This window comes from Pseudomonas sp. QC2, from assembly GCF_002859085.1.
In the GTDB taxonomy this organism is placed as follows: domain Bacteria; phylum Pseudomonadota; class Gammaproteobacteria; order Pseudomonadales; family Pseudomonadaceae; genus Aquipseudomonas; species Aquipseudomonas petroselini.
The window spans coordinates 372,726-391,450 of record NZ_PKKS01000023.1 but is presented as its reverse complement, the minus strand read 5'-3'; the positions used below and the strand labels follow the sequence as shown (position 1 = coordinate 391,450).

The 18,725-nt window shown below is 61.7% G+C and carries 18 protein-coding genes; 9 read left to right on the top strand and 9 right to left on the bottom strand.

Annotated features, from left to right (window positions below; translation table 11 throughout):
- Positions 1-272 precede the first annotated feature (272 nt).
- The gene (gene rlmF, locus QCBJ_RS22595) at positions 273-1,292 is read left to right on the top strand and encodes a 23S rRNA (adenine(1618)-N(6))-methyltransferase RlmF (protein WP_064054843.1); all 1,020 of its coding nucleotides are present in this window, start codon (positions 273-275) and stop codon (positions 1,290-1,292) included.
- A 165-nt stretch (positions 1,293-1,457) separates the two neighbouring features.
- Here the strand turns inward: rlmF and QCBJ_RS22590 are convergent, their stop codons facing one another.
- A complete protein-coding gene (locus tag QCBJ_RS22590) occupies positions 1,458-1,739 on the bottom strand; it encodes an HU family DNA-binding protein (RefSeq protein ID WP_003188840.1) in 282 nt (93 codons plus the stop codon).
- Positions 1,740-2,135: 396 nt separating this feature from the next.
- Between QCBJ_RS22590 and yejK the strand changes: the two genes are divergently transcribed.
- Together yejK and QCBJ_RS22580 are read left to right on the top strand one after the other, a co-directional pair.
- Positions 2,136-3,140, top strand: coding sequence for a nucleoid-associated protein YejK (yejK, locus tag QCBJ_RS22585; protein WP_012722392.1), 1,005 nt, complete (start codon positions 2,136-2,138; stop codon positions 3,138-3,140).
- Entirely contained in the window at positions 3,140-3,490 is a 351-nt protein-coding gene (locus QCBJ_RS22580) for a glutaredoxin family protein (RefSeq protein ID WP_064054842.1), read from the top strand. Before yejK ends, QCBJ_RS22580 begins: the two co-directional genes overlap by 1 nt.
- Here the strand turns inward: QCBJ_RS22580 and QCBJ_RS22575 are convergent, their stop codons facing one another.
- From QCBJ_RS22575 to QCBJ_RS22555, 5 genes are read right to left on the bottom strand one after another with little or no spacing between them, the layout of a single operon-like run.
- Positions 3,491-4,468, bottom strand: a complete 978-nt coding sequence (locus tag QCBJ_RS22575; protein ID WP_102061636.1) for a FecR family protein — start codon at positions 4,466-4,468, stop codon at positions 3,491-3,493.
- Entirely contained in the window at positions 4,465-5,043 is a 579-nt protein-coding gene (locus QCBJ_RS22570; RefSeq protein WP_177410677.1) for an RNA polymerase sigma factor, read from the bottom strand. Before QCBJ_RS22570 ends, QCBJ_RS22575 begins: the two co-directional genes overlap by 4 nt.
- Before the next feature lie 7 nt (positions 5,044-5,050).
- Positions 5,051-5,377, bottom strand: a complete 327-nt coding sequence (locus QCBJ_RS22565) for a DUF3325 domain-containing protein (protein WP_093542077.1) — start codon at positions 5,375-5,377, stop codon at positions 5,051-5,053.
- Positions 5,378-6,952, bottom strand: coding sequence for a PepSY domain-containing protein (locus tag QCBJ_RS22560; RefSeq protein WP_102061634.1), 1,575 nt, complete (start codon positions 6,950-6,952; stop codon positions 5,378-5,380).
- Positions 6,949-7,251 (bottom strand): DUF3649 domain-containing protein, encoded by a 303-nt coding sequence (locus QCBJ_RS22555; protein ID WP_102061633.1) that lies wholly within the window; start codon positions 7,249-7,251, stop codon positions 6,949-6,951. The genes QCBJ_RS22560 and QCBJ_RS22555 overlap by 4 nt, the downstream gene beginning before the upstream one ends.
- Positions 7,252-7,421: 170 nt before the next feature.
- Between QCBJ_RS22555 and QCBJ_RS22550 the strand changes: the two genes are divergently transcribed.
- The 3 genes from QCBJ_RS22550 (at position 7,422) to fecA (ending at position 11,276) form a co-directional block, all read left to right on the top strand.
- Complete coding sequence (locus tag QCBJ_RS22550) at positions 7,422-7,910, top strand: sigma-70 family RNA polymerase sigma factor (RefSeq protein WP_102061632.1); 489 nt, start codon at positions 7,422-7,424, stop codon at positions 7,908-7,910.
- Entirely contained in the window at positions 7,907-8,848 is a 942-nt protein-coding gene (locus QCBJ_RS22545) for a FecR domain-containing protein (RefSeq protein WP_102061631.1), read from the top strand. Before QCBJ_RS22550 ends, QCBJ_RS22545 begins: the two co-directional genes overlap by 4 nt.
- A 91-nt stretch (positions 8,849-8,939) precedes the next feature.
- Positions 8,940-11,276, top strand: a complete 2,337-nt coding sequence (gene fecA, locus QCBJ_RS22540) for a TonB-dependent Fe(3+) dicitrate receptor FecA (RefSeq protein WP_102061630.1) — start codon at positions 8,940-8,942, stop codon at positions 11,274-11,276.
- 191 nt (positions 11,277-11,467) lie between these two features.
- On the opposite strand, the gene QCBJ_RS22535 is transcribed toward fecA, so the two are convergent.
- On the bottom strand, positions 11,468-12,379 hold the full coding sequence (locus tag QCBJ_RS22535) for a LysR family transcriptional regulator (RefSeq protein ID WP_102061629.1): 912 nt from the start codon (positions 12,377-12,379) through the stop codon (positions 11,468-11,470).
- 107 nt (positions 12,380-12,486) lie between these two features.
- Here QCBJ_RS22535 and QCBJ_RS22530 point away from each other — a divergent pair, with 107 nt between their 5' ends.
- Positions 12,487-14,001 carry an MFS transporter gene (locus QCBJ_RS22530; RefSeq protein WP_102061628.1) on the top strand — a complete coding sequence of 505 codons (1,515 nt, stop codon included), beginning with the start codon at positions 12,487-12,489 and terminating at the stop codon, positions 13,999-14,001.
- A 59-nt stretch (positions 14,002-14,060) separates the two neighbouring features.
- On the opposite strand, the gene QCBJ_RS22525 is transcribed toward QCBJ_RS22530, so the two are convergent.
- Entirely contained in the window at positions 14,061-14,471 is a 411-nt protein-coding gene (locus tag QCBJ_RS22525) for an HPF/RaiA family ribosome-associated protein (RefSeq protein WP_012722380.1), read from the bottom strand.
- 213 nt (positions 14,472-14,684) lie between these two features.
- On the bottom strand, positions 14,685-15,632 hold the full coding sequence (locus QCBJ_RS22520; RefSeq protein WP_012722379.1) for a LysR substrate-binding domain-containing protein: 948 nt from the start codon (positions 15,630-15,632) through the stop codon (positions 14,685-14,687).
- 137 nt (positions 15,633-15,769) lie between these two features.
- On the opposite strand from QCBJ_RS22520, the gene QCBJ_RS22515 reads away from it, so the two are divergent.
- Both QCBJ_RS22515 and QCBJ_RS22510 read left to right on the top strand, forming a co-directional pair.
- Positions 15,770-17,146 (top strand): L-serine ammonia-lyase, encoded by a 1,377-nt coding sequence (locus QCBJ_RS22515; RefSeq protein ID WP_046034377.1) that lies wholly within the window; start codon positions 15,770-15,772, stop codon positions 17,144-17,146.
- Between the two features lie 62 nt (positions 17,147-17,208).
- Entirely contained in the window at positions 17,209-18,495 is a 1,287-nt protein-coding gene (locus QCBJ_RS22510; protein WP_102061627.1) for a serine/threonine transporter, read from the top strand.
- Positions 18,496-18,725 lie beyond the last annotated feature (230 nt).

The window sequence follows — 18,725 nt, the reverse complement described above, 5'->3', positions numbered from 1 at the left end:
AACGGGAGCAAGCTCCCTCGCCACAGGTACAGTGTTTGCCCTTAACTGACTTGCATTAGGCCTTCGGGCCTCTTTTTTTGCCTGGAGACTCCCAATGCCAGGCTGACAATACAGTCAATGTGGGAGGGGGCTTGCCCCCGATAGCGGTGTGTCAGCGACCTATGAACTGGCGGGTCCACCGCAATCGGGAGCAAGCCCCCTCCCACATTTGACCGGGACAGGCTCAGGATGTGTGACAATGCCCACCACTTTGAGCCAACACCAGAATCATCATGACCGCCCCCAGCACGCCAAAACCTCCGCGCAAGAAGCCTAAAACCGCAACCACGGCCAAACCCGTCGTGCCGCGTAAAGAGGCCACCCTGCACCCGCGCAACCGCCACACAGGCCGTTACGACTTCCAGGCACTGATCAAGACCACGCCGGAACTGGCGCAATTCGTGATCATCAACCCGTACGGCAAGGAAAGCATCGACTTCGCCAGCCCGGACGCGGTGCGGGTGTTCAACCGAGCGTTGCTCAAGTCGTTCTATGGCATCCAGCATTGGGACATCCCGGCCGATTACCTGTGCCCACCGGTACCGGGGCGTGCCGACTACGTGCACTTCCTCGCCGACCTGCTGGCCAGCGTCAATGACGGCAAGATCCCACGCGGTTCGATCGTCAAGGTGCTGGACATTGGCATGGGCGCCAACTGCGTCTACCCGCTGATTGGCTACATGGAGTACCGCTGGAACTTCCTCGGCTCGGAGGTCGACCCTATCGCCGTGGCCGCCGCCAAGGCAATCGTGCAGTCCAATGACCTGAGCAAAGTCATCCAACTGCGCCAGCAGACCAACCCCAAGCAGATCCTGCTGAGCCTGCTGGAGCCGGGTGAGCGCTTTGACCTGACCATGTGCAATCCGCCGTTCCATGCGTCCATGGACGAAGCGACCAAGGGCAGCGAGCGCAAGTGGCGCGCCCTGGGCAAAGCCGACCCCAAGCGCAAGTTGCCGGTGCTGAACTTCGGCGGCCAATCAGCTGAACTGTGGTGTGAAGGCGGCGAAGCGCGCTTTGTGACGCAGCTGATTGCCGAGAGCGCGCATTTTGCCCACAAAGTGTTGTGGTTCAGCACCTTGGTGTCAAAAGCGTCAAACTTGCCCGCTATCGAGACAGCCCTGAAAAAAGCCGGCGTGCTGGAAAGCCAAGTGGTGGAAATGTCCCAGGGCCAGAAGCAAAGCCGTTTCGTGGCCTGGACCTTCCAGACCAAGAACGAGCAGCAGATCTGGCGCCAGCGCTGGGTGCGCGACTGATCCATTGTGGCGAGGGAGCTTGCTCCCGCTCCCAGACTTTTGGGGCCGCTGCGCAGCCCAGCGGGAGCAAGTTCCCTCGCCACAGTAACCCCGCAACCACAGTAAATCGCAGGCAACAAAAAACCGTGCCCGGATCGCTCCGGAGCACGGTTTTTTTGCTGCGTCTTACTTGTTAACAGCGTCGGTCAGGCCTTTGGCCACAACCAGCTTGATAACTTTCTTGGCAGCGATTTCGATGGCAGCGCCAGTCGAAGGGTTACGGCCAGTACGGGCAGGACGCTCGGTCACTTTCAGTTTGCCAACGCCTGGCAGAGTGATTTCGCCGCCGTTTTCCAGCTGGTCAGCAACAACTTGGCTCAGTTGGTCCAGCAGAGCGCGCACGGTAGTTTTCGGTGCGTCTACTGCTTCAGCCAGGTCAGCGATCAGTTGGTCTTTAGTAATAGCCATTGTGGTGTTCCTTCCCTATCAAATTCATATGGATTGCAGAGTGCAGTGTCAGCCGTCGAGCCCGACCGTCATGGCCTGGCACCCCCGGCTATAACCACGGAGATCGGGGTTATAGATGCTTGAAACGGGGATTGGTTCGACCTGACAGATGCTGAATGCACGCTTATCGCCGAGACTTGGCGTAAGACGGGGCAAAACTAGCACAGAGACGGGGAAATATCCGCTTCTACCTACCCATTTGGTCAGCTTTATCGCTCTAAACCGTGAAAAAAAGGCATATGGCCCGTCGGAGGGTGCTCGAAACACCCTTCGAAGCACGTCCTGGCCAATGGTGCGGTACACTTGGCGACTTTTCGGGGAGGCCAACCGCTCCCCTATCAACCAGCCGAGAAGCCTATGCCGATCCGTCACTGCATCGTCCACCTGATCGACAAAAAACCCGACGGCACACCTGCAGTTCTCCATGCCCGCGACTCCGAGCTTGCCGAGTCGGCCGCCATCGAGAACATGCTTGCCGACCTCAACGAGAGCTACAACGCCAAACAAGGCAAGGCCTGGGGTTTCTTCCATGCCGAGTCCGGTGCGCACCCGTTCAGCGGCTGGTTGAAGGAGTATTTCGAGGGTGGGCAGGATTTCACCACCTTCAGCCGCACCGCTGTCGAGCACCTGCAGAAGCTGATGGAAGAGTCCAACCTCTCCACCGGCGGCCACGTGCTGTTTGCCCACTATCAACAGGGCATGACCGACTACCTGGCCATCGCCCTGCTACACCACAGCGAAGGCGTGGCGGTGACCGACGAGCTGGATGTGACCCCCTCGCGTCACCTGGACCTCGGTCAGCTGCACCTGGCGGCACGCATCAACGTGTCCGAGTGGCAGAACAACAAGCAGTCCAAGCAGTACATTTCCTTTATCAAGGGCAAGAACGGCAAGAAGGTTTCGGAATACTTCCGCGACTTCATCGGCTGCCAGGAAGGCGTCGACGGCCCGGGCGAGACCCGCACCCTGCTCAAGGCCTTCAGCGACTTCGTCGAAAGCGAAGACCTGCCGGACGAGTCCGCCCGCGAGAAAACCAAGACCCTGGTGGACTACGCCAGCAGCCAGGCCAAGCTCGGTGAACCGATGGGCCTGGAAGAGCTCTCCGGATTGATCGATGAAGATCGGCCAAAAGCCTTCTACGACCATATCCGCAACAAGGACTACGGCCTGTCGCCGGAGATCCCTGCCGATAAGCGTACCCTCAACCAGTTCCGCCGCTTCACCGGCCGCGCCGAGGGCTTGTCCATCAGCTTTGAAGCGCACCTGCTGGGCGACAAGATCGAGTACGACGAAGCCGCCGGCACCTTGATCATCAAGGGCCTGCCAACCCAACTGACCGATCAGCTCAAGCGCCGCAACTGATGCTGGGCGGGGTTTTCAAGAAAGTCCTGCTGGTGTTGCTGGTCGTGGTGGTGATCCAGAACTGGGGCAAGATCGAGCGGGTGTTCAACCCCTCGCAAGGGGTGCCGGAGCACGTGCGCACGTCGGCGCGCGTCGTGCTCTATTCCACCGAATGGTGTGGGTACTGCAAACAGATCCGCCGGTTCCTGGACCAGAAAGGCATTCCCTACCAGGCGTTCGATATCGAGAAGGACGCTCAGGCGCGCAAGGCGTACGAGGCGCTGGGCGGCGGCGGGATTCCGTTCGTGGACGTGAACGGCACGCTGATTCGCGACTACAGCCCGGAGAAAATCATGGCGGCGCTGAAGTAATCAGCGCACCACGATCATTCGCCCCAGCACATGGTGCTGTTCAAAACCCAGTACCGCCTGCAATGCATTCAGCACCGCCTGCGGATCCTGGCTCGGGAAGCTGCCACTGACGCGCTTGGCGCCCATCTCGTCATTGAGCAACAGGATGCGACCAGGGTAATAACGCTCCAGGTCCTTGACCACGTCGGCCAGCGGCGCCTTGTAGTAGTTGAGCCAGCCGTCGCGCCAGGCCAGGCGTGATTCGCTGTCGACCGCGTGCATCTGATCGGCGATGCCATCGGTGTAGGCCACTTGCTGGCCCGCCGTAAGAATCTGCTGCTGGCCCTGCGTTGACGGCGTCACGCCAACCCGCCCGGACAACACCGTTACCTGGGCGCCTGCCGGTTGCAGACGGACTTCAAACTGTGTGCCCAGCACCCGCGCTTCGCCACTGCCCGCCGCCACGACGAAGGACTCACCGGTGTGGGTCACGCTGAAAAAACCCGCGCCCCGACGCAGTTGGATATGCCGTTCGCCATGGTTGAAATCCACAGCAATGGCGCTGTCGGCATCGAGGGTGATTTGGGACTTGTCGGCCAGGGTGACGGTTTTGATTTCTCCGGGCGCCGTCACATAGTCCGCGCCAAAGTCATCGACCCAGCGCGACGGCTGCCAACCGGCGCCCATCGACATCATCACCACCAGGCACGCGGCCATGGCCAGCGCCCCGGACCAGCGCACCACCCGCGAACGCTTTGAGGCATGCATGGCGTTAAGGTAGCCCTGCAATGCCAACGCCTCCTCGCCCGCCAACTTGCGCGCCGGTACTTCGCTCAACTCCCACAGCACCTGCGCCTGGGAATAGGCCGCGACGTGCGCAGGGTCGGCCCGCAGCCACTGGCTGAACGTAGCCTGGTCGCCGCTGCTGGGCTGGTCGTGCAGCAGGCTCAGCCAGGCCAGTGCGGCTTGCTCCTGGGCGGGCGTGGGGGTGACGTTCACGGTGCTTTCCCTGGCGTGCGGGGGGATGAAGGTTCGCGAAGGCTGGCTTTGCAGGCTTCGAGGGCACGCATCATATGTTTTTCCACGGCACTTTGGGACAGGCCCATGGCCTTGGCGATTTCGGCGTACTTGCGGCCGTGGATGCGGTTGAGCAGGAAAATCTGCCGCGTGCGCTCGGGCAAGCTGCGCAGGGCCGCTTCGACGTGGCGCAGATCGTTGCCTGCCTCCAGCGCCGCCTGGGGTTCGGAGCCCTGGTTGTCTTGCTGTTCGGGCCGCCAGCCTTCGCTGCTGCGCACCCGTGCGCCTTCGCTGCGCAGGTGGTCGATAGCGATGTTGCCGGCGCAGCGCAACAGGTAGGTGCTGAGTTCTTCAACCTGCACCAGCGGCCGGCGCCAGAAGCGCAGGAACAGGTCCTGCACCAGGTCAGCCGCCGTGGCGCGGCACCCCACGCGTCGACTTACCAGGGCTTCCATCTGCGAACGCTGGGACAAGAACACCTGCAGGAAATGCGCACGCCCACCGGCCGCGTCAGCGTGCTGGCTGTCCTGGGATTCGGGTGGGGTGCTGATCATCAAGGTGGGCTCAAAGGATGGCAAACGCCGCAACCGGGCTGGCCAGCAGGCCGACGCCTGCCAGGATCAAGGCCAGCCTTGGCCGATACGGCAACAACAGCACCAACAGCAGCGCGCTGAGCATCAACACGGCGCACCACTCCACCAGGCCCTGCCCCCAACCGACGACACTCACCGCCGGCCAGATCGACAGCGTCAGCAGCAACCAGCCGGTCACACGCAACCCCAGGCGCCGCCGGGGCGAGGGTTTGCTGTGCAGCAGTTCGCCGTGGTGACGGTCAGTGGACAAGCACAGCGCCGTGAACCCGGCGTAGCACATCAGCAGAGCGAGCAGCATTCAGTTGGTCTCCTGCTTGAGCGTCAACGGGCGTGCGCGTTCAGCCTTGGGCGCAGGCGCGGTGCGATGCTGCATCTTCCAGGCGGCCCAGGCGAGAAACACACCGCTGGCCAGGCAGGTCAGGTCGAAGCCGGCCATGGCCCAATCGCCGGTGGCCAGCGAAACGCCAAGGTGGTGCGAGGTCGTCAATGCATTGAGCAGCGGAATGGCGATAAACAGCAGCGCGCCGACGCTTAACTGCTCGACCCAACCCTGTCGCCCGCGCCGCAGGATGGCGTGCAACAGGCTCAGGCCCCAGGCGATAAAGAAGGTTTGCACTTCCCAGTCGGAACGCTCGGCGAAGCTCACCGGGAGCAGACGGTTCGCCCAGAAAAACACCGCGATGGCGATCATCAGCCCGGACATGCTGGCGATGTTGAGTACTTCCACCAAGCGCAGTTCAAACGGCATGACCGCGGCTTTAGCGTGTTTGAGCTGGCGTTTGCCGAGCCAGATCACCAGCCCGGTGCCGATCATCGCCGTGCCCGCCAAGCCACAGATAAAGTACAACCAGCGCAGGACCGGACCGGCGAAATGGCCCATGTGCAGGCCGTAGAAACTGCCGCCGATGTCCGCCGGCAGTGACTGCCCGCCACTCACCCGCAACAGCTCACCGGTGCTGCCGTTGAAGGAAACGGTGCTGCCGAAATCGTGCACCACGCTGTCGGAACCTGCGCGGAACACATTGACCGAGGCGTTTACATCGCTGGGATTATTCACCGCCACGCGCCCCACATGCCCACCGTCCCACTGCGCCCGTGCCTGTTCGTACATCGGCACCAGCGGCCGCAATGTGCCTGGCTGGCCCAAGGCCGGCGCGTTGTTGGTATTGGGGAACACCTCGCTGAAAAAGGCGCGGGTGTCGTTGCCATAAGAAGCCAGAATCGGCGCCGGCATCACCATGCTCATGAAGATCACCAGGCTGCTGTAGGTAATCATCAAATGGAATGGCAGCACCAGCACGCCCACCGCATTATGCCCGTCGAGCCAGGAGCGTTGGCCTTTGCGGGGGCGGAAGGTGAAGAAGTCCTTGAAGATTTTCTTGTGGGTAATGATGCCGGTGATCAGCGCGACAAACATCACCATCGCGGCAATGGTCGACAGCCAACGGCCCCACGGGTGAGGCATCTGCAGCTGGAAATGGAAGCGATAGAAGAACTCGCCGCCCATGCTTTCACGGGCCTGCACGGCCTGGCCGCTGACTGGGTCGAGGGTTTTCTGGATGAAATTACCGCGCTTGCCGGGGTCGACCTTGTCTTGCCACATCACCGACAGGCCAGGATCGCGGCTGTCGGGCAAGGTGATGAACCAGCGCGCGGCATTCGGTGCCTGCTGCTGCAGATACGCCTGTGCCACCGTGAGGCTGCGCGTGTCGTCGAGCGGATGGGCCTGTACTTCAGGCTGCATCCAATGACTGATTTCGTCCTTGAAATACGCCAAGGTGCCGGTCAGGAAAATCGCAAACAGCAGCCAGCCAAAGATCAGCCCAGCCCAGGTGTGCAGCCAAGCCATGGCCTGGCGAAAGCCCTCTTTCATGTGCGTGCCATCCAGAACCCCACACCCGCCAACGTGGCGAAAGCCGCGCTCGGCAGCATCACACCCAACCAGGCGCGCGCGGCACTGCGGCAGGCGAAACACCAGAGCACGGCCAGCAGATAGAACACGAACGAACTCATCATCCCGGTGATCACTGCGTCAGCACGGGAAATAGGCATCCACAGCGCCAGGCAGATACTGGCCAGGGAAGCCATCAGGTACCCCCCCACCACGGCAGCCAGCACGCGCGAGGTCACAGCAAGACGATAGGAGACAGGCAGCGAGGTTTTGCTTTTCATGCGGGAAGCGCCAGGTTCATCAGTACGCAATATTAATGATAAATATTCTCATAAGCAAAACAGAACGGATGAATCACCTGCGCAGGTGGATTGCCGAAGCCGCTCACGCACCCTACAATGCGAACAATTCTTGTTCTCTAAAGCATGGCGATGCTTGTGGAGTGTCCCCGTTGAGCCCGTCCAACACCGTCGAAGTTTTGTACAACGACCACCACCGCTGGCTCACCGGCTGGTTGCGACGCAAGCTCGGCTGCCCGGAAAGTGCCGCCGACCTGGCACAGGACACCTTCATTCGCGTACTCACCGCACGGGAAACGCCCCCGTTGATCGAGCCCCGTGCGTTTCTCACCACCGTCGCCAAGCGCGTGCTGTTCAACTTCTACCGCCGCCAGGACCTGGAACGCGCCTACCTCGACGCCTTGGCGCACATGCCCGAGCACGTCGCGCCGTCGGAAGAAGAACACGCAATCATCCTGCAAACCCTGGTGGAGCTGGATCAGCTGCTCGACGGCCTGCCCGTGCAGGTCAAACGCGCTTTCCTGCTGGCCCAGCTGGATGGCCTGACCTACGCACAAATCGGCGCTGAACTGGGCATCTCCATCGCCACCGTCAAACGCCACCTGAACAAAGCGGCCATGCGCTGCTATTTCGCCCTATGAATTTCTCCACTCAAGTCGCCGAACAAGCCGTGCACTGGCTGATGGAAATGCAGCAAGGCGCGCTCAACCCTCGCCAGCAAGCGGCCTGGCAGCAGTGGCTGAACGCCCACAGCGAACACCAGCGCGCGTGGGACCATATGCAGCGCGTGAATCAGCGCATGCGCGGCATGCCCTCGCCCCTGGCCCATGCCGCATTGAATGCGCCGACCTCCACCAGCCGCCGCCAGGCCCTCAAATTACTGTTGGTCCTCGGTGCCGGTTCGGCCGCCGCCTGGAGCCTGCGCCAGCAACATATCCTGCCGCCGCTGACCGCCGACTATCGTAGCCCCGTCGGCCAGCGTCGCCAGGTGCAATTGGCCGATGGCAGCCAATTGCAGCTCAATACCGGCAGCGCGGTAGACGTGCATTTCGATGGCCGGCAGCGGCTGATCCGCCTGCTTGAAGGCGAGATCCTGCTGACCAGCCTCGCAGGCAATACGCCGCTGAATGTCTTGACCGGCCAGGGCCTGCTCACCAGCCAGGCGGCGCGCTTGAATGTGCGCCAATTCAACGATCACACCCAACTGACGGTCTTCGATGGCCGCGCCGAGGTGATGCCCAACACCTACAGCGGCCTGCCGCTGACGGTCGAGGCTGCGAGGCAGGTCAACTTCACCCGCAAAGGCTGGGACACCCCGCGCCCCACCGACGCCAACAGCGGCGCCTGGGCCGACGGCATGCTGGTCGCATCCCACATGCGCCTGGAAGATTTCCTCGGCGAACTGGGCCGTTATCGTCGTGGCCAGGTCAATTGCGACCCACAGGTGGCCAACCTGCTGATCTCCGGCAGCTACCCGCTGGATGACAGCGAACGCATTCTCGACCTGCTGGAAGTGAGCCTGCCGGTGAAAGTAAGGCGTTTTACGCGGTATTGGGTGACCGTGCAGGCACGCGCCTGAGATTAATTTCAAAACCGATGAGCCGTTTTCCACCCCTCGCGTGACAGAGAAGGAAAGCCACCTTGATCCTTCCTTCTCAGGACCGCTGTTCATGCCCCAGCAACCGACGCTTCTCGCCCGCACCTTGCGCCAACTCCTACTCGGCGCCAGCCTGAGTCTTACCGTACTGCCGCCGGTGATGGCGGCCGATGCCAAGCCGTATCACATCGCCCCGACATCGCTGGAAGCTGCGTTGAACCAGTTTGGCCGCGAAGCGGGCGTGCTGATTTCCTTCGGCTCCGAAGTTACGGCGGGTAGACAGAGCCGTGGCCTGTCCGGCAATTACAGCGCCGCAGACGGCCTGCAAAAACTGCTGGAAGGCACCGGCCTGCAAGCCCGCGCCGAGGGCGACAATGCCTACAGCCTGCAACCGGTCACGGCACCGGCCAGTATCGAATTGGGCACGTCCAGCGTGGTCGGCGACTGGCTCGGCGATGCGGCGCAAACCAACGTATTCGAACACCCAGGCGCCCGTGATGTGATCCGCCGCGAAGAGTTCGAGCGTCAGGGCGCGACCCAGGCCAAGGACGTGCTCAACCGCATCCCCGGCGTCAACGCACCGGACAACAACGGCACCGGCAGCCACGACATGGCGCTGAACTTTGGCATTCGCGGCCTCAACCCGCGCCTGGCCTCGCGCTCCACAGTGTTGATGGACGGCATCCCGGTGCCTTTCGCGCCTTACGGCCAGCCGCAGCTTTCATTCGCGCCGATCAGCATGGGCAACATGAATGCGGTAGACGTCGTACGCGGCGGCGGCGCTGTGCGCTACGGCCCGCAGAACGTCGGCGGCGTGGTCAACTTCGTGACCCGCGCGATCCCGGATGCGCCCACGGTCAAAGGCGGCCTGCAGACCGAAACCAGCCCGTCCTCCAGCCACGACGGCTTCAAGACCACCGGCAACCTGCTCGCCGGCGGCACCGCCGACAACGGCCTGGGCGGCGCGCTGCTGTACTCCGGCACCCGAGGCGGCGACTGGCGCGAGAACAGCAACACGCGCATTGACGACTTGATCCTCAAGGGTAAATACCAGCTCGATGATGCCAACAGCTTCAACGCCATGGCGCAATACTACGAAGGCCAGGCCGATATGCCCGGTGGTTTGAACGTCGCGGACTACAAGGCCGATCCGTATCAGTCCACCCGTCCCTACGACAAGTTCTGGGGCCGCCGTACGATGTTCAACGTCGGCTATCGCTATGAGCAGGACCGTCGCGAATTCACCGTGAACAGCTTCTTCACCAAGACGCTGCGCAGCGGCTACCTCGACCAAGGCACGTTCCTGTCGCTGTCCCCGCGCGAGTACTGGGTGCGCGGCGTGGAAACGCGCTTCGCCCAAGGCTTTGACCTGGGCCCGACCAGCCACGAAGTGGGCGTCGGCTACCGTTATATCAACGAGGCCGGCCACGAACTGCGCTACCGCACGCCGATTGCCGCCAACCAGCAAATCCCCACCACCGACAGCCGCAATGACCGCGACACCCGTGGCGGCACCGAGGCCAATGCTTTCTTCATCGATGACCGGATTGATATCGGCAAGTGGACCATCACCCCGGGCATTCGCTACGAGATGATCGAGTCCCAGCAAACCAACAACCTGAGCAACGTTAAATACAAGGGTGACTACAACACCGCGCTGCCGGCACTGAACGTGCTTTATCACCTCACCGAAGACTGGAACCTCTACGCGAACACCGAAGGTTCGTTCGGTAGCGTGCAGTACAGCCAGATGCCCAACCGTGTGACCAGCGGCGAAGTCAAACCGGAAAAAGCGCGGACCTGGGAACTCGGCACACGCTACGACAACGGCAGCCTGCGCGCGGAAATCGGCGCGTTCCTGATCAACTTCGACAACCAGTACGAAAGCAACCAGACCAATGATTCGGTGATTGCCCGTGGTGAGACCCGTCACCAGGGCATCGAATCCAGCATCAACTACGCCCTCGACGGCTTGAGCCCGGCGCTGGCAGGGTTCGATGTGTATGCCAGCTACGCTTACGTGGACGCCACCATCCGCGAAGACGGCCCGAACAAAGGCAACCGCGTGCCCTTCTCGTCAAAACACAAGGGCACCCTCGGCGTGGGCTACACCGAAGGCCGCTGGAAGCTCAACCTGGACAGCAGCTACCAGAGCAGCCAGTTCGCCGACAACGCCAACACCCAGGCCGAAAGCGCCGACGGTGCGAACGGGCGCATCCCCGGCTACATGCTGTTCAGCAGCCGCGCCGCCTACGACTTCGGCCCGCAGCTGTCTGATTTGAACGTGGCGGTGGGAGTGAAAAACATCTTCAACAAGCAGTACTACACACGTTCATTCGACGATAACAACAAAGGCAAATACGTCGGTGAGCCACGCACGGTGTATGTGCAGACCTCCATCGCGTTCTAACGGCTCGAGCCACAAATAACCTGTGGCAAGGGGGCTTGCTGTGGTGAGAGGTCTGTTGTGGTGAGTGGGCTTGCCCCGCGCCGGGTTGCGCAGCGACCCTGAAAAATGGGCCTGCTACGCAGTCCAGCGCGGGGCAAGCCCGCTCACCACAACAAGCCCGCTCACCACAATGCCTATGTTCATCCTGAGTTTTAACTGCCCGCCAGGCACGACGGCGTGCCGGCCACCAACGCGTCGATGGCACAGCGCGTCTTGGCCGGCATGTGCGCCGCCGTGGGCCAGATCACGTGGATCGGCGAGGGCTGCTCGCAGTAACCAGGCAGTACCGCTTGCAACTGACCACGCAGCGCATAGTGGGCGATCAGCCAACTGGGCAACCAGGCCAGGCCCACGCCCGCGATGGCGGCATCGGCCACGGCCTGGAGGTCATCCATCATCAGCGGCGAGGCCACCCGCGCACGGTGTGGGCGGCCCTGCTCGTCATTGAGCGCCCACTCCAGGCGCGGGGCACTGCAGCGATAAGCAATGCCGCGATGCCCGGCCAGGTCCTCGATACGCTCTATTTGACCCACGCGCTGCAAGTACGCCGGTGACGCCGACAGGCCAATCGCCTGCTCGCCCAGGCGACGGGCGCTCAAGCGGTCGGTGTCGGGCAGCGCGCCAATGCGTACTGCCAGGTCGAAGCCTTCCTGGGCAACGTCGATCAGCCGGTCAGAGAAAGAAATCTCGATCTCCAATTCGGCAAATCTATCCATCAACCCCCATAGCGCAGGCGCCGCATAGTGGTGCCCGAACGCTAATGGCAGACTGGCCCGCAACCGCCCACGAGGTTGTTGCCGTCCGCTTTCCAGCACGGACTCGGCGGCCTCAAGTTCCGCCAGCGCCCGCAGGCAATGCTCGTAATAGGCCTGCCCGTCCTCGGTCAACCGTTGGCGACGGGTAGAGCGCTGTAACAGGCACGTGCCCAGGCGGGCCTCAAGTCGCGCCAAGCCCTTGCCGACTGCCGAGCGCGTCACATTCAGCCGCTCGGCGGCTTCGGTCAGGTTGCCGCTCTCGACGATCTGCAGAAAGAGTTCAACGCCATCAAAACGTGGAGTGGTCATAGGCTCGATTGTCGCTCTTGGTTCCCGTATTACTGGAAAACTTATCACGAATAAAGAACCAGATTCCCCTGAAAATAATCCGATACCCCAACGACAGGAGAGTCCCCATGCCACCCGCTGCCACGTTATCGGTCGCCAGCCCACCGCGCACCGCCAAAAATGGTCTCGCGCTGACCGCCGTGTGCCTGGTCGCCCTGATGTTCGGCCTGGAAATCTCCAGCGTGCCGGTCATCCTGCCCACCCTTGAAAGGGAACTGGGCACCGGCTTCCAGGACGCCCAATGGATCATGAATGCCTACACCCTGGCCTGCACCAGCGTGTTGATGGCGGCCGGCACCCTGGCCGATCGCTTTGGCCGCCGACGCATGCTGGTGCTGTGCCTGTGGCTGTTCGGGCTAGCGTCCCTGGCCTGTGGGCTGGCGGAGCATGCTTCGACGCTGATCGCCGCGCGTTTCGTCCAGGGCATCGGCGCCGGGGCGATGATGATTTGCCAGTTCGCGATTTTGTCGCACTTGTTCCGCGAACCGGCAGCGCGGGCGCGAGCATTCGCGATCTGGGGCGTGATTGCCGGCGTGGGCCTGGGCTTCGGGCCGATGGTGGGCGCGTTGATCCTGGCGGTGGCGGATTGGCGCTGGGTGTTTCTCGTGCACGTGCCACTCACGGTGTTCACCCTGGTGCTGCTGCACGTCAGCGTGCAGGAATCCCGCGACCCGGCGGGCAATCGCCTGGACATCGCCGGCATGCTCACCTTGACGCTGTCGGTGTTCGCGCTGGTCTACTTCATCACCCAAGGCACCGAACACGGCTTTGGCACCCCGGCCATGCTCGGCTGGGCGGGCCTGGCAGTGGCCGCACTGCTGCTGTTCATCGTTGTCGAACGGCGCAGCGCCCACCCGATGTTTGATTTCTCGGTGTTCCGTATCCAGCGCTTCAACGGCGCGTTGATGGGCTCGATCGGCATGAACTTCAGCTTCTGGCCGTTCATGATCTACCTGCCACTGTATTTCCAGGCCGGGCTGGGCTACGACACCTTGACCACCGGCGGCGCCCTGCTCGCCTATACCTTGCCGACACTGCTGGTGCCGCCACTGGCCGAACGCCTGGCCCTGCGCTATGGCGCCGAACGCATCATCCCTCTTGGGTTAGGTTTGATGGGTGCAGGTTTCTTGAGCATGGCCGCTGCAAACGCTGCCGCGCAGCCAAGCATCGTGCTGGTGCTGAGCAGTTGCATCGCGGCCGGTGTGGGATTGGCGCTGACCAACTCCCCCACCACCAACACCACCACCGGTTCAGTCTCGGCCGACCGTGCAGGCATGGCCTCGGGCATCGACCTCAGCGCGCGGCTGATCACCCTCGCGCTCAACATCGCGTTGATGGGGCTGGTGCTGTTGCTGGGGATCAGCCATCAACTGGCTGCTGTATTGCCCCAAAGCACCGTGCTGGATTGGGCGGCCATCAGCCAGAACATTGCGGCGGGCAAACTGGCTTCATCGATGGACCTTAGCGTCACCGATGCCCAGGCAGCCCTGCGCCATGGCGTCGGCTGGGCCATGCTCTTCGCGGGAGGGGGGGCGTGTGGGTTGGCGTGGTTGAGCAGGTCTTTCTTCCGGCGCGGACACTAAACGAAAACGGGCCTGCAATGGCAGGCCCGTTCAGTGGGGGATGAAAGAACTCTCAGTGATCAGCTGTTAAACACAGCACGTTCTTTTTCCAGAAACTCCTGTTCAAGCTCATCTTCGTTGACCTTGGTGTCCGACAGACTTTTCCCGGCAGCGCGTGGCTTGCCTTGCAGTCTGCCAAACAGATGTTCCAACGCATGGTCCAGCTTGGTCGCCGCACCGTCGATCGCCTGTTCCAGGGTATCGGCCTTGTGCAGTACCGACAGCGGTTGATGGCCTTTTGGCCGTGCTTCCAGGCGGCAACTTAAATCGTGGGGACCGGGCTTGTCGCCGTTCTCATCCCGCAGGTAGACCTCCACTCGGGTCAGGTCTTCTTCGTAACGTTCGAGCGTGCTCTCAATGGTAGTACGTACCCACTCCTCCAGTCGGATGCTGCTTTCAATATGGTTATCGCTATTGACTTGGATTTGCATAGTTCTTCCCTTATTTCAGCTAGCTCGCGAGAGGTCACAAACTGCAACACCGGGGTGGTGAAACCATGACCTCTTGATTACACAATTGAGCAGTCCGAAGAACAATTCAACCCCTTTGCAAAGATAAATCCCACATTACAAATTAAGTCTGACGACAAGCAAAAACGCTGTTAGGGTGGGGAGTTGGTTACATCTTCTTACGCTCAGCCAACCTTACAATTGCCCCTCTCCCAACGGGTGCAATCCGCGGAAAATCCCTGCTTCCTCCACCAGCCAATCATGCACCGCGCGCACGCCCGGATGGCTCAGTGCACCCGGCGCATAGAGCAGCACGTAGCGTTTGTGATTGGGCACGGCCAGGCCGAACGGCACGATCAAGGTGCCGCGCTCCAATTCATCGTTGAGCAAGGTGCGCCGCGCGATGGCCACGCCCATGCCGGCAATGGCCGCCTCGATGGTCAGGTGGTTGCGATTGAACGTATGCCCACGGCGCACGTCGGCGTCGTGATAGCCGATGGCATTCAGGTAGAACTCCCACTCTGCGTACTCATAACTCCCACGCCAGGCGGTGATGTCGTGCAGCAACGGGAAATGCACCAGGTCGGCCGGGCCATGCAATGGTGGCCTGCCGCGTAGCAGGCTCGGGGCGCACACCGGGAAGATCTGCTCGTCGAGCAAGGCTGTGGATAACAGGCCGGGGTAGCTGCCGTCGTTCAAGTCGATGGCCAGGTCGAAATCGCCCTCATGCAGAGCGATGCTGCTGTCCTCGGCAACCATGCGCAATTGGATATCCGGAAAGCGTTGCTGCAAGCGCGGCAAACGCGGGGTCAGCCACTTGCCGAGAAACGACGGGATCGAACGCAGCCGCAACGTGCCGCTGATCATCCCCGCGTCCAAGCGCTGCAGTTCGGCATCAATGCTGCCGTAGGCCTCACCCACCGTCGTCGCCAAACGCTGCCCCTCGGCACTCAGCTCTACCCCACGCGCGCGTCGATGAAACAAACGGAAACCCAATCGCTCCTCCAGCTGGCGGATCTGCTGGCTCACCGCACCCGGCGTGATGTGCAGTTCTTCGGCGCAACGCGTAAACGACAAATGCCGCGCAGCGCAGGAAAAAACGTGCAGCCAGACATACGTCTGGCCATGAAGGGGCCGGGTCATAGCGTTTAGTCCTGCTAAAGTGTGTCTTAGGATAATTCGTTGGTCAGTGCTGATCCAGAGGCTCAGTATCGCGCCAATTCCGCTCGCTCTACAAAACATGGCAGCGATTTCTACTCCATTGCTTGTAAGGCTTTAGCATGGCTATCAGCGTTTTTGATCTATTCAAAGTGGGCATTGGCCCCTCCAGCTCCCACACCGTCGGCCCCATGCGGGCGGCGGCGACCTTCGCCCAAGCCCTGATCGACCAACAATTGCTGACCGATACCCGCCGCGTGGAAGTGCGCCTGTACGGCTCACTGTCCGCCACCGGTGTCGGCCACGCCACCGACCGCGCCTGCGTGATGGGGCTGATGGGCGAATGGCCGGATCAGGTTGATCCGAGCTCGATCAATCCCCGCATCCAGCAATTGCACGAGTCCGGCCGTCTGCTACTCGCAGGCACACAAGACATTGCCTTCAACTGGCACACAGACCTCCTGCTGCTGGACGAGAGCCTGCCCTACCACCCCAACGCCATGTCCCTGCACGCCTATGGCGAAAATGGCCTGTTGAGTGAGCAAACCTATTACTCGGTGGGCGGCGGTTTCATCATCGAAGCGGCAGAAGCCGCCTCCGGCATTGCGCCGACCAGCGATGTTGATTTGCCCTACGACTTTTCCAGCGCCGTGGAGCTGCTGGCCTTGTGCAACAAGCATGGCTTGCGGGTTTCCGAACTGATGATGGCCAACGAACGCGCTTGGCGCAGCGACGCCGACATCCGCAGCGGCTTGCTGCATATCTGGTCGGTGATGCGCGAATGCGTGGAGCAAGGCCTGCGCGATGAAGGCATCCTGCCAGGTGGCCTGGACGTGCCACGCCGCGCGGCAAAACTGCACCGCAGCCTGCTGGAAATCGGCAAGCCGAATGTGATCACCTCAACCTTGTCGGCGATGGAATGGGTCAACCTCTTCGCCCTCGCCGTCAACGAGGAAAATGCCGCCGGCGGGCGCATGGTCACCGCACCGACCAATGGCGCCGCCGGGATCATCCCGGCCGTGCTGCATTACTACATGAAGTTCAACGCCGACGCGTCTGACGACGACGTAGTCAATTTCTTCCTGGCCGCTGCTGCTGTCGGCATTCTCTGCAAGAAAAATGCCTCGATCTCCGGTGCCGAAGTCGGCTGCCAGGGCGAGGTCGGTTCGGCCTGCGCCATGGCCGCTGCGGGGTTGGCCGACATCCTCGGCGCCACTCCCGAGCAATTGGAAAACGCCGCCGAAATCGGCCTGGAGCACAACCTCGGCCTCACCTGCGACCCGGTCGGCGGCTTGGTGCAAGTACCGTGCATCGAGCGCAACGCCATCGCGGCAGTCAAGGCGATCAACGCCACGCAAATGGCCCTGCGCGGTGACGGCAAACACTTCATTTCCCTCGACCGGGTGATCCGCACCATGCGCGATACCGGTGCCGACATGCATGACAAATACAAAGAAACTTCACGGGGCGGCCTGGCGGTCAGCTGGGTGGAGTGCTGATCGGAGCACTGCTACCCGCCCCAAACGTGAGCCCGCGCAAAAATAATAACGAGGCAATAACGATGACCGATGTACGTACACCTGCTGCCGAAAATCCTGTTTCAGACAACACCGTGACCACCGGCTGGACCCAACACGACACCACCTGGATGCTGGGCCTCTACGGCACCGCCATCGGTGCCGGCACCCTGTTCTTGCCGATCAATGCCGGCGTCGGCGGTTTCTGGCCGCTGATCGTGCTGGCACTGCTGGCCTTCCCCATGACCTTCTTCGCCCACCGTGGGCTGACGCGTTTTGTGCTGTCGGGCAAATCCGGCGACATCACCGAAGTGGTCGAAGAACACTTCGGCGTCGGCGCCGGCAAACTGATCACCCTGCTGTATTTCTTTGCGATCTTCCCGATCCTGTTGGTGTACAGCGTGGCGCTGACCAACACCCTCGGCAGTTTCATGGAACACCAACTGCACATGGCCCCGCCGCCTCGGGCGATCCTGTCGCTGGTGCTGATCCTCGGACTGATGGCCATTGTGCGCTGCGGCCAGGGCGTGATCGTCAAGGCCATGAGCGTGCTGGTGTACCCGTTCGTTGCCGCCCTGTTGCTGCTGGCCGTGAGCCTGGTCCCCAACTGGAACGGTGCGTTCTTCGCCTCTGCCAGCGAGGGCATGCCGCTGCCGATGTTCTTCAAGACCTTGTGGCTGGCGATCCCGGTCATGGTGTTTTCGTTCAACCATTCGCCGATCATCTCCGCGTTCGCCGTCGACCAGAAACGCATGTACGGCCCGCAGGCCGAGCGCAAAAGCAGCGGCATCCTCGCCACCGCCCACGGCATGATGGTGGTGACCGTGATGTTCTTCTGCTTCAGTTGTGTACTGGCGTTGTCGCCGGCCGACCTGGCAGCGGCCAAGGCCCAGAACATCTCGATCCTGTCGTACCTGGCCAACCACTTCCAGACCCCGGTGATCGCCTACGCCGCGCCGTTGATTGCGCTGGTGGCCATCACCAAATCCTTCCTCGGTCACTACATCGGCGCGAGCGAAGGCTTCCAAGGCCTGATCGTCAAATCCCTGCGCGGGCGTAACCGTTCGATGTCGTCCAAATGGCTGGAACGCTGCACCGCGCTGTTTATGGTGCTGACCTGCTGGGCCGTGGCGACTTTCAACCCGAGTATTTTGGGCATGATCGAGACCATGGGCGGGCCGATCATCGCGTGCCTGCTGTTCTTGATGCCGATGTACGCGATCCGCCGCGTGCCCTCTCTGCGCCAGTATTCGGGTCAGCTGTCGAATGTGTTTGTGGTGGTGATTGGGTTGATTGCGCTGTCTGCGATCGTTTTCTCGGTACTGCCCTGAAACAGGTCACCGATCTCAAACGCAACCCAAAACAACGGTGGGAGGGGGCTTGTTCCCGATGGCGGTGTGTCAGCCAATAAATGCTCGGCGGAAAGACTGCTATCGGGGGCAAGCCCCCTCCCACATTGGAATCGCACTGTCTGAAAGATCTCTGTACGGCACGCCCCTTGCTGTACAGCATTGAAGCAAACGGATCTTGTGAAGCTTCAGCGACGGAGTGGCCGGTGGTC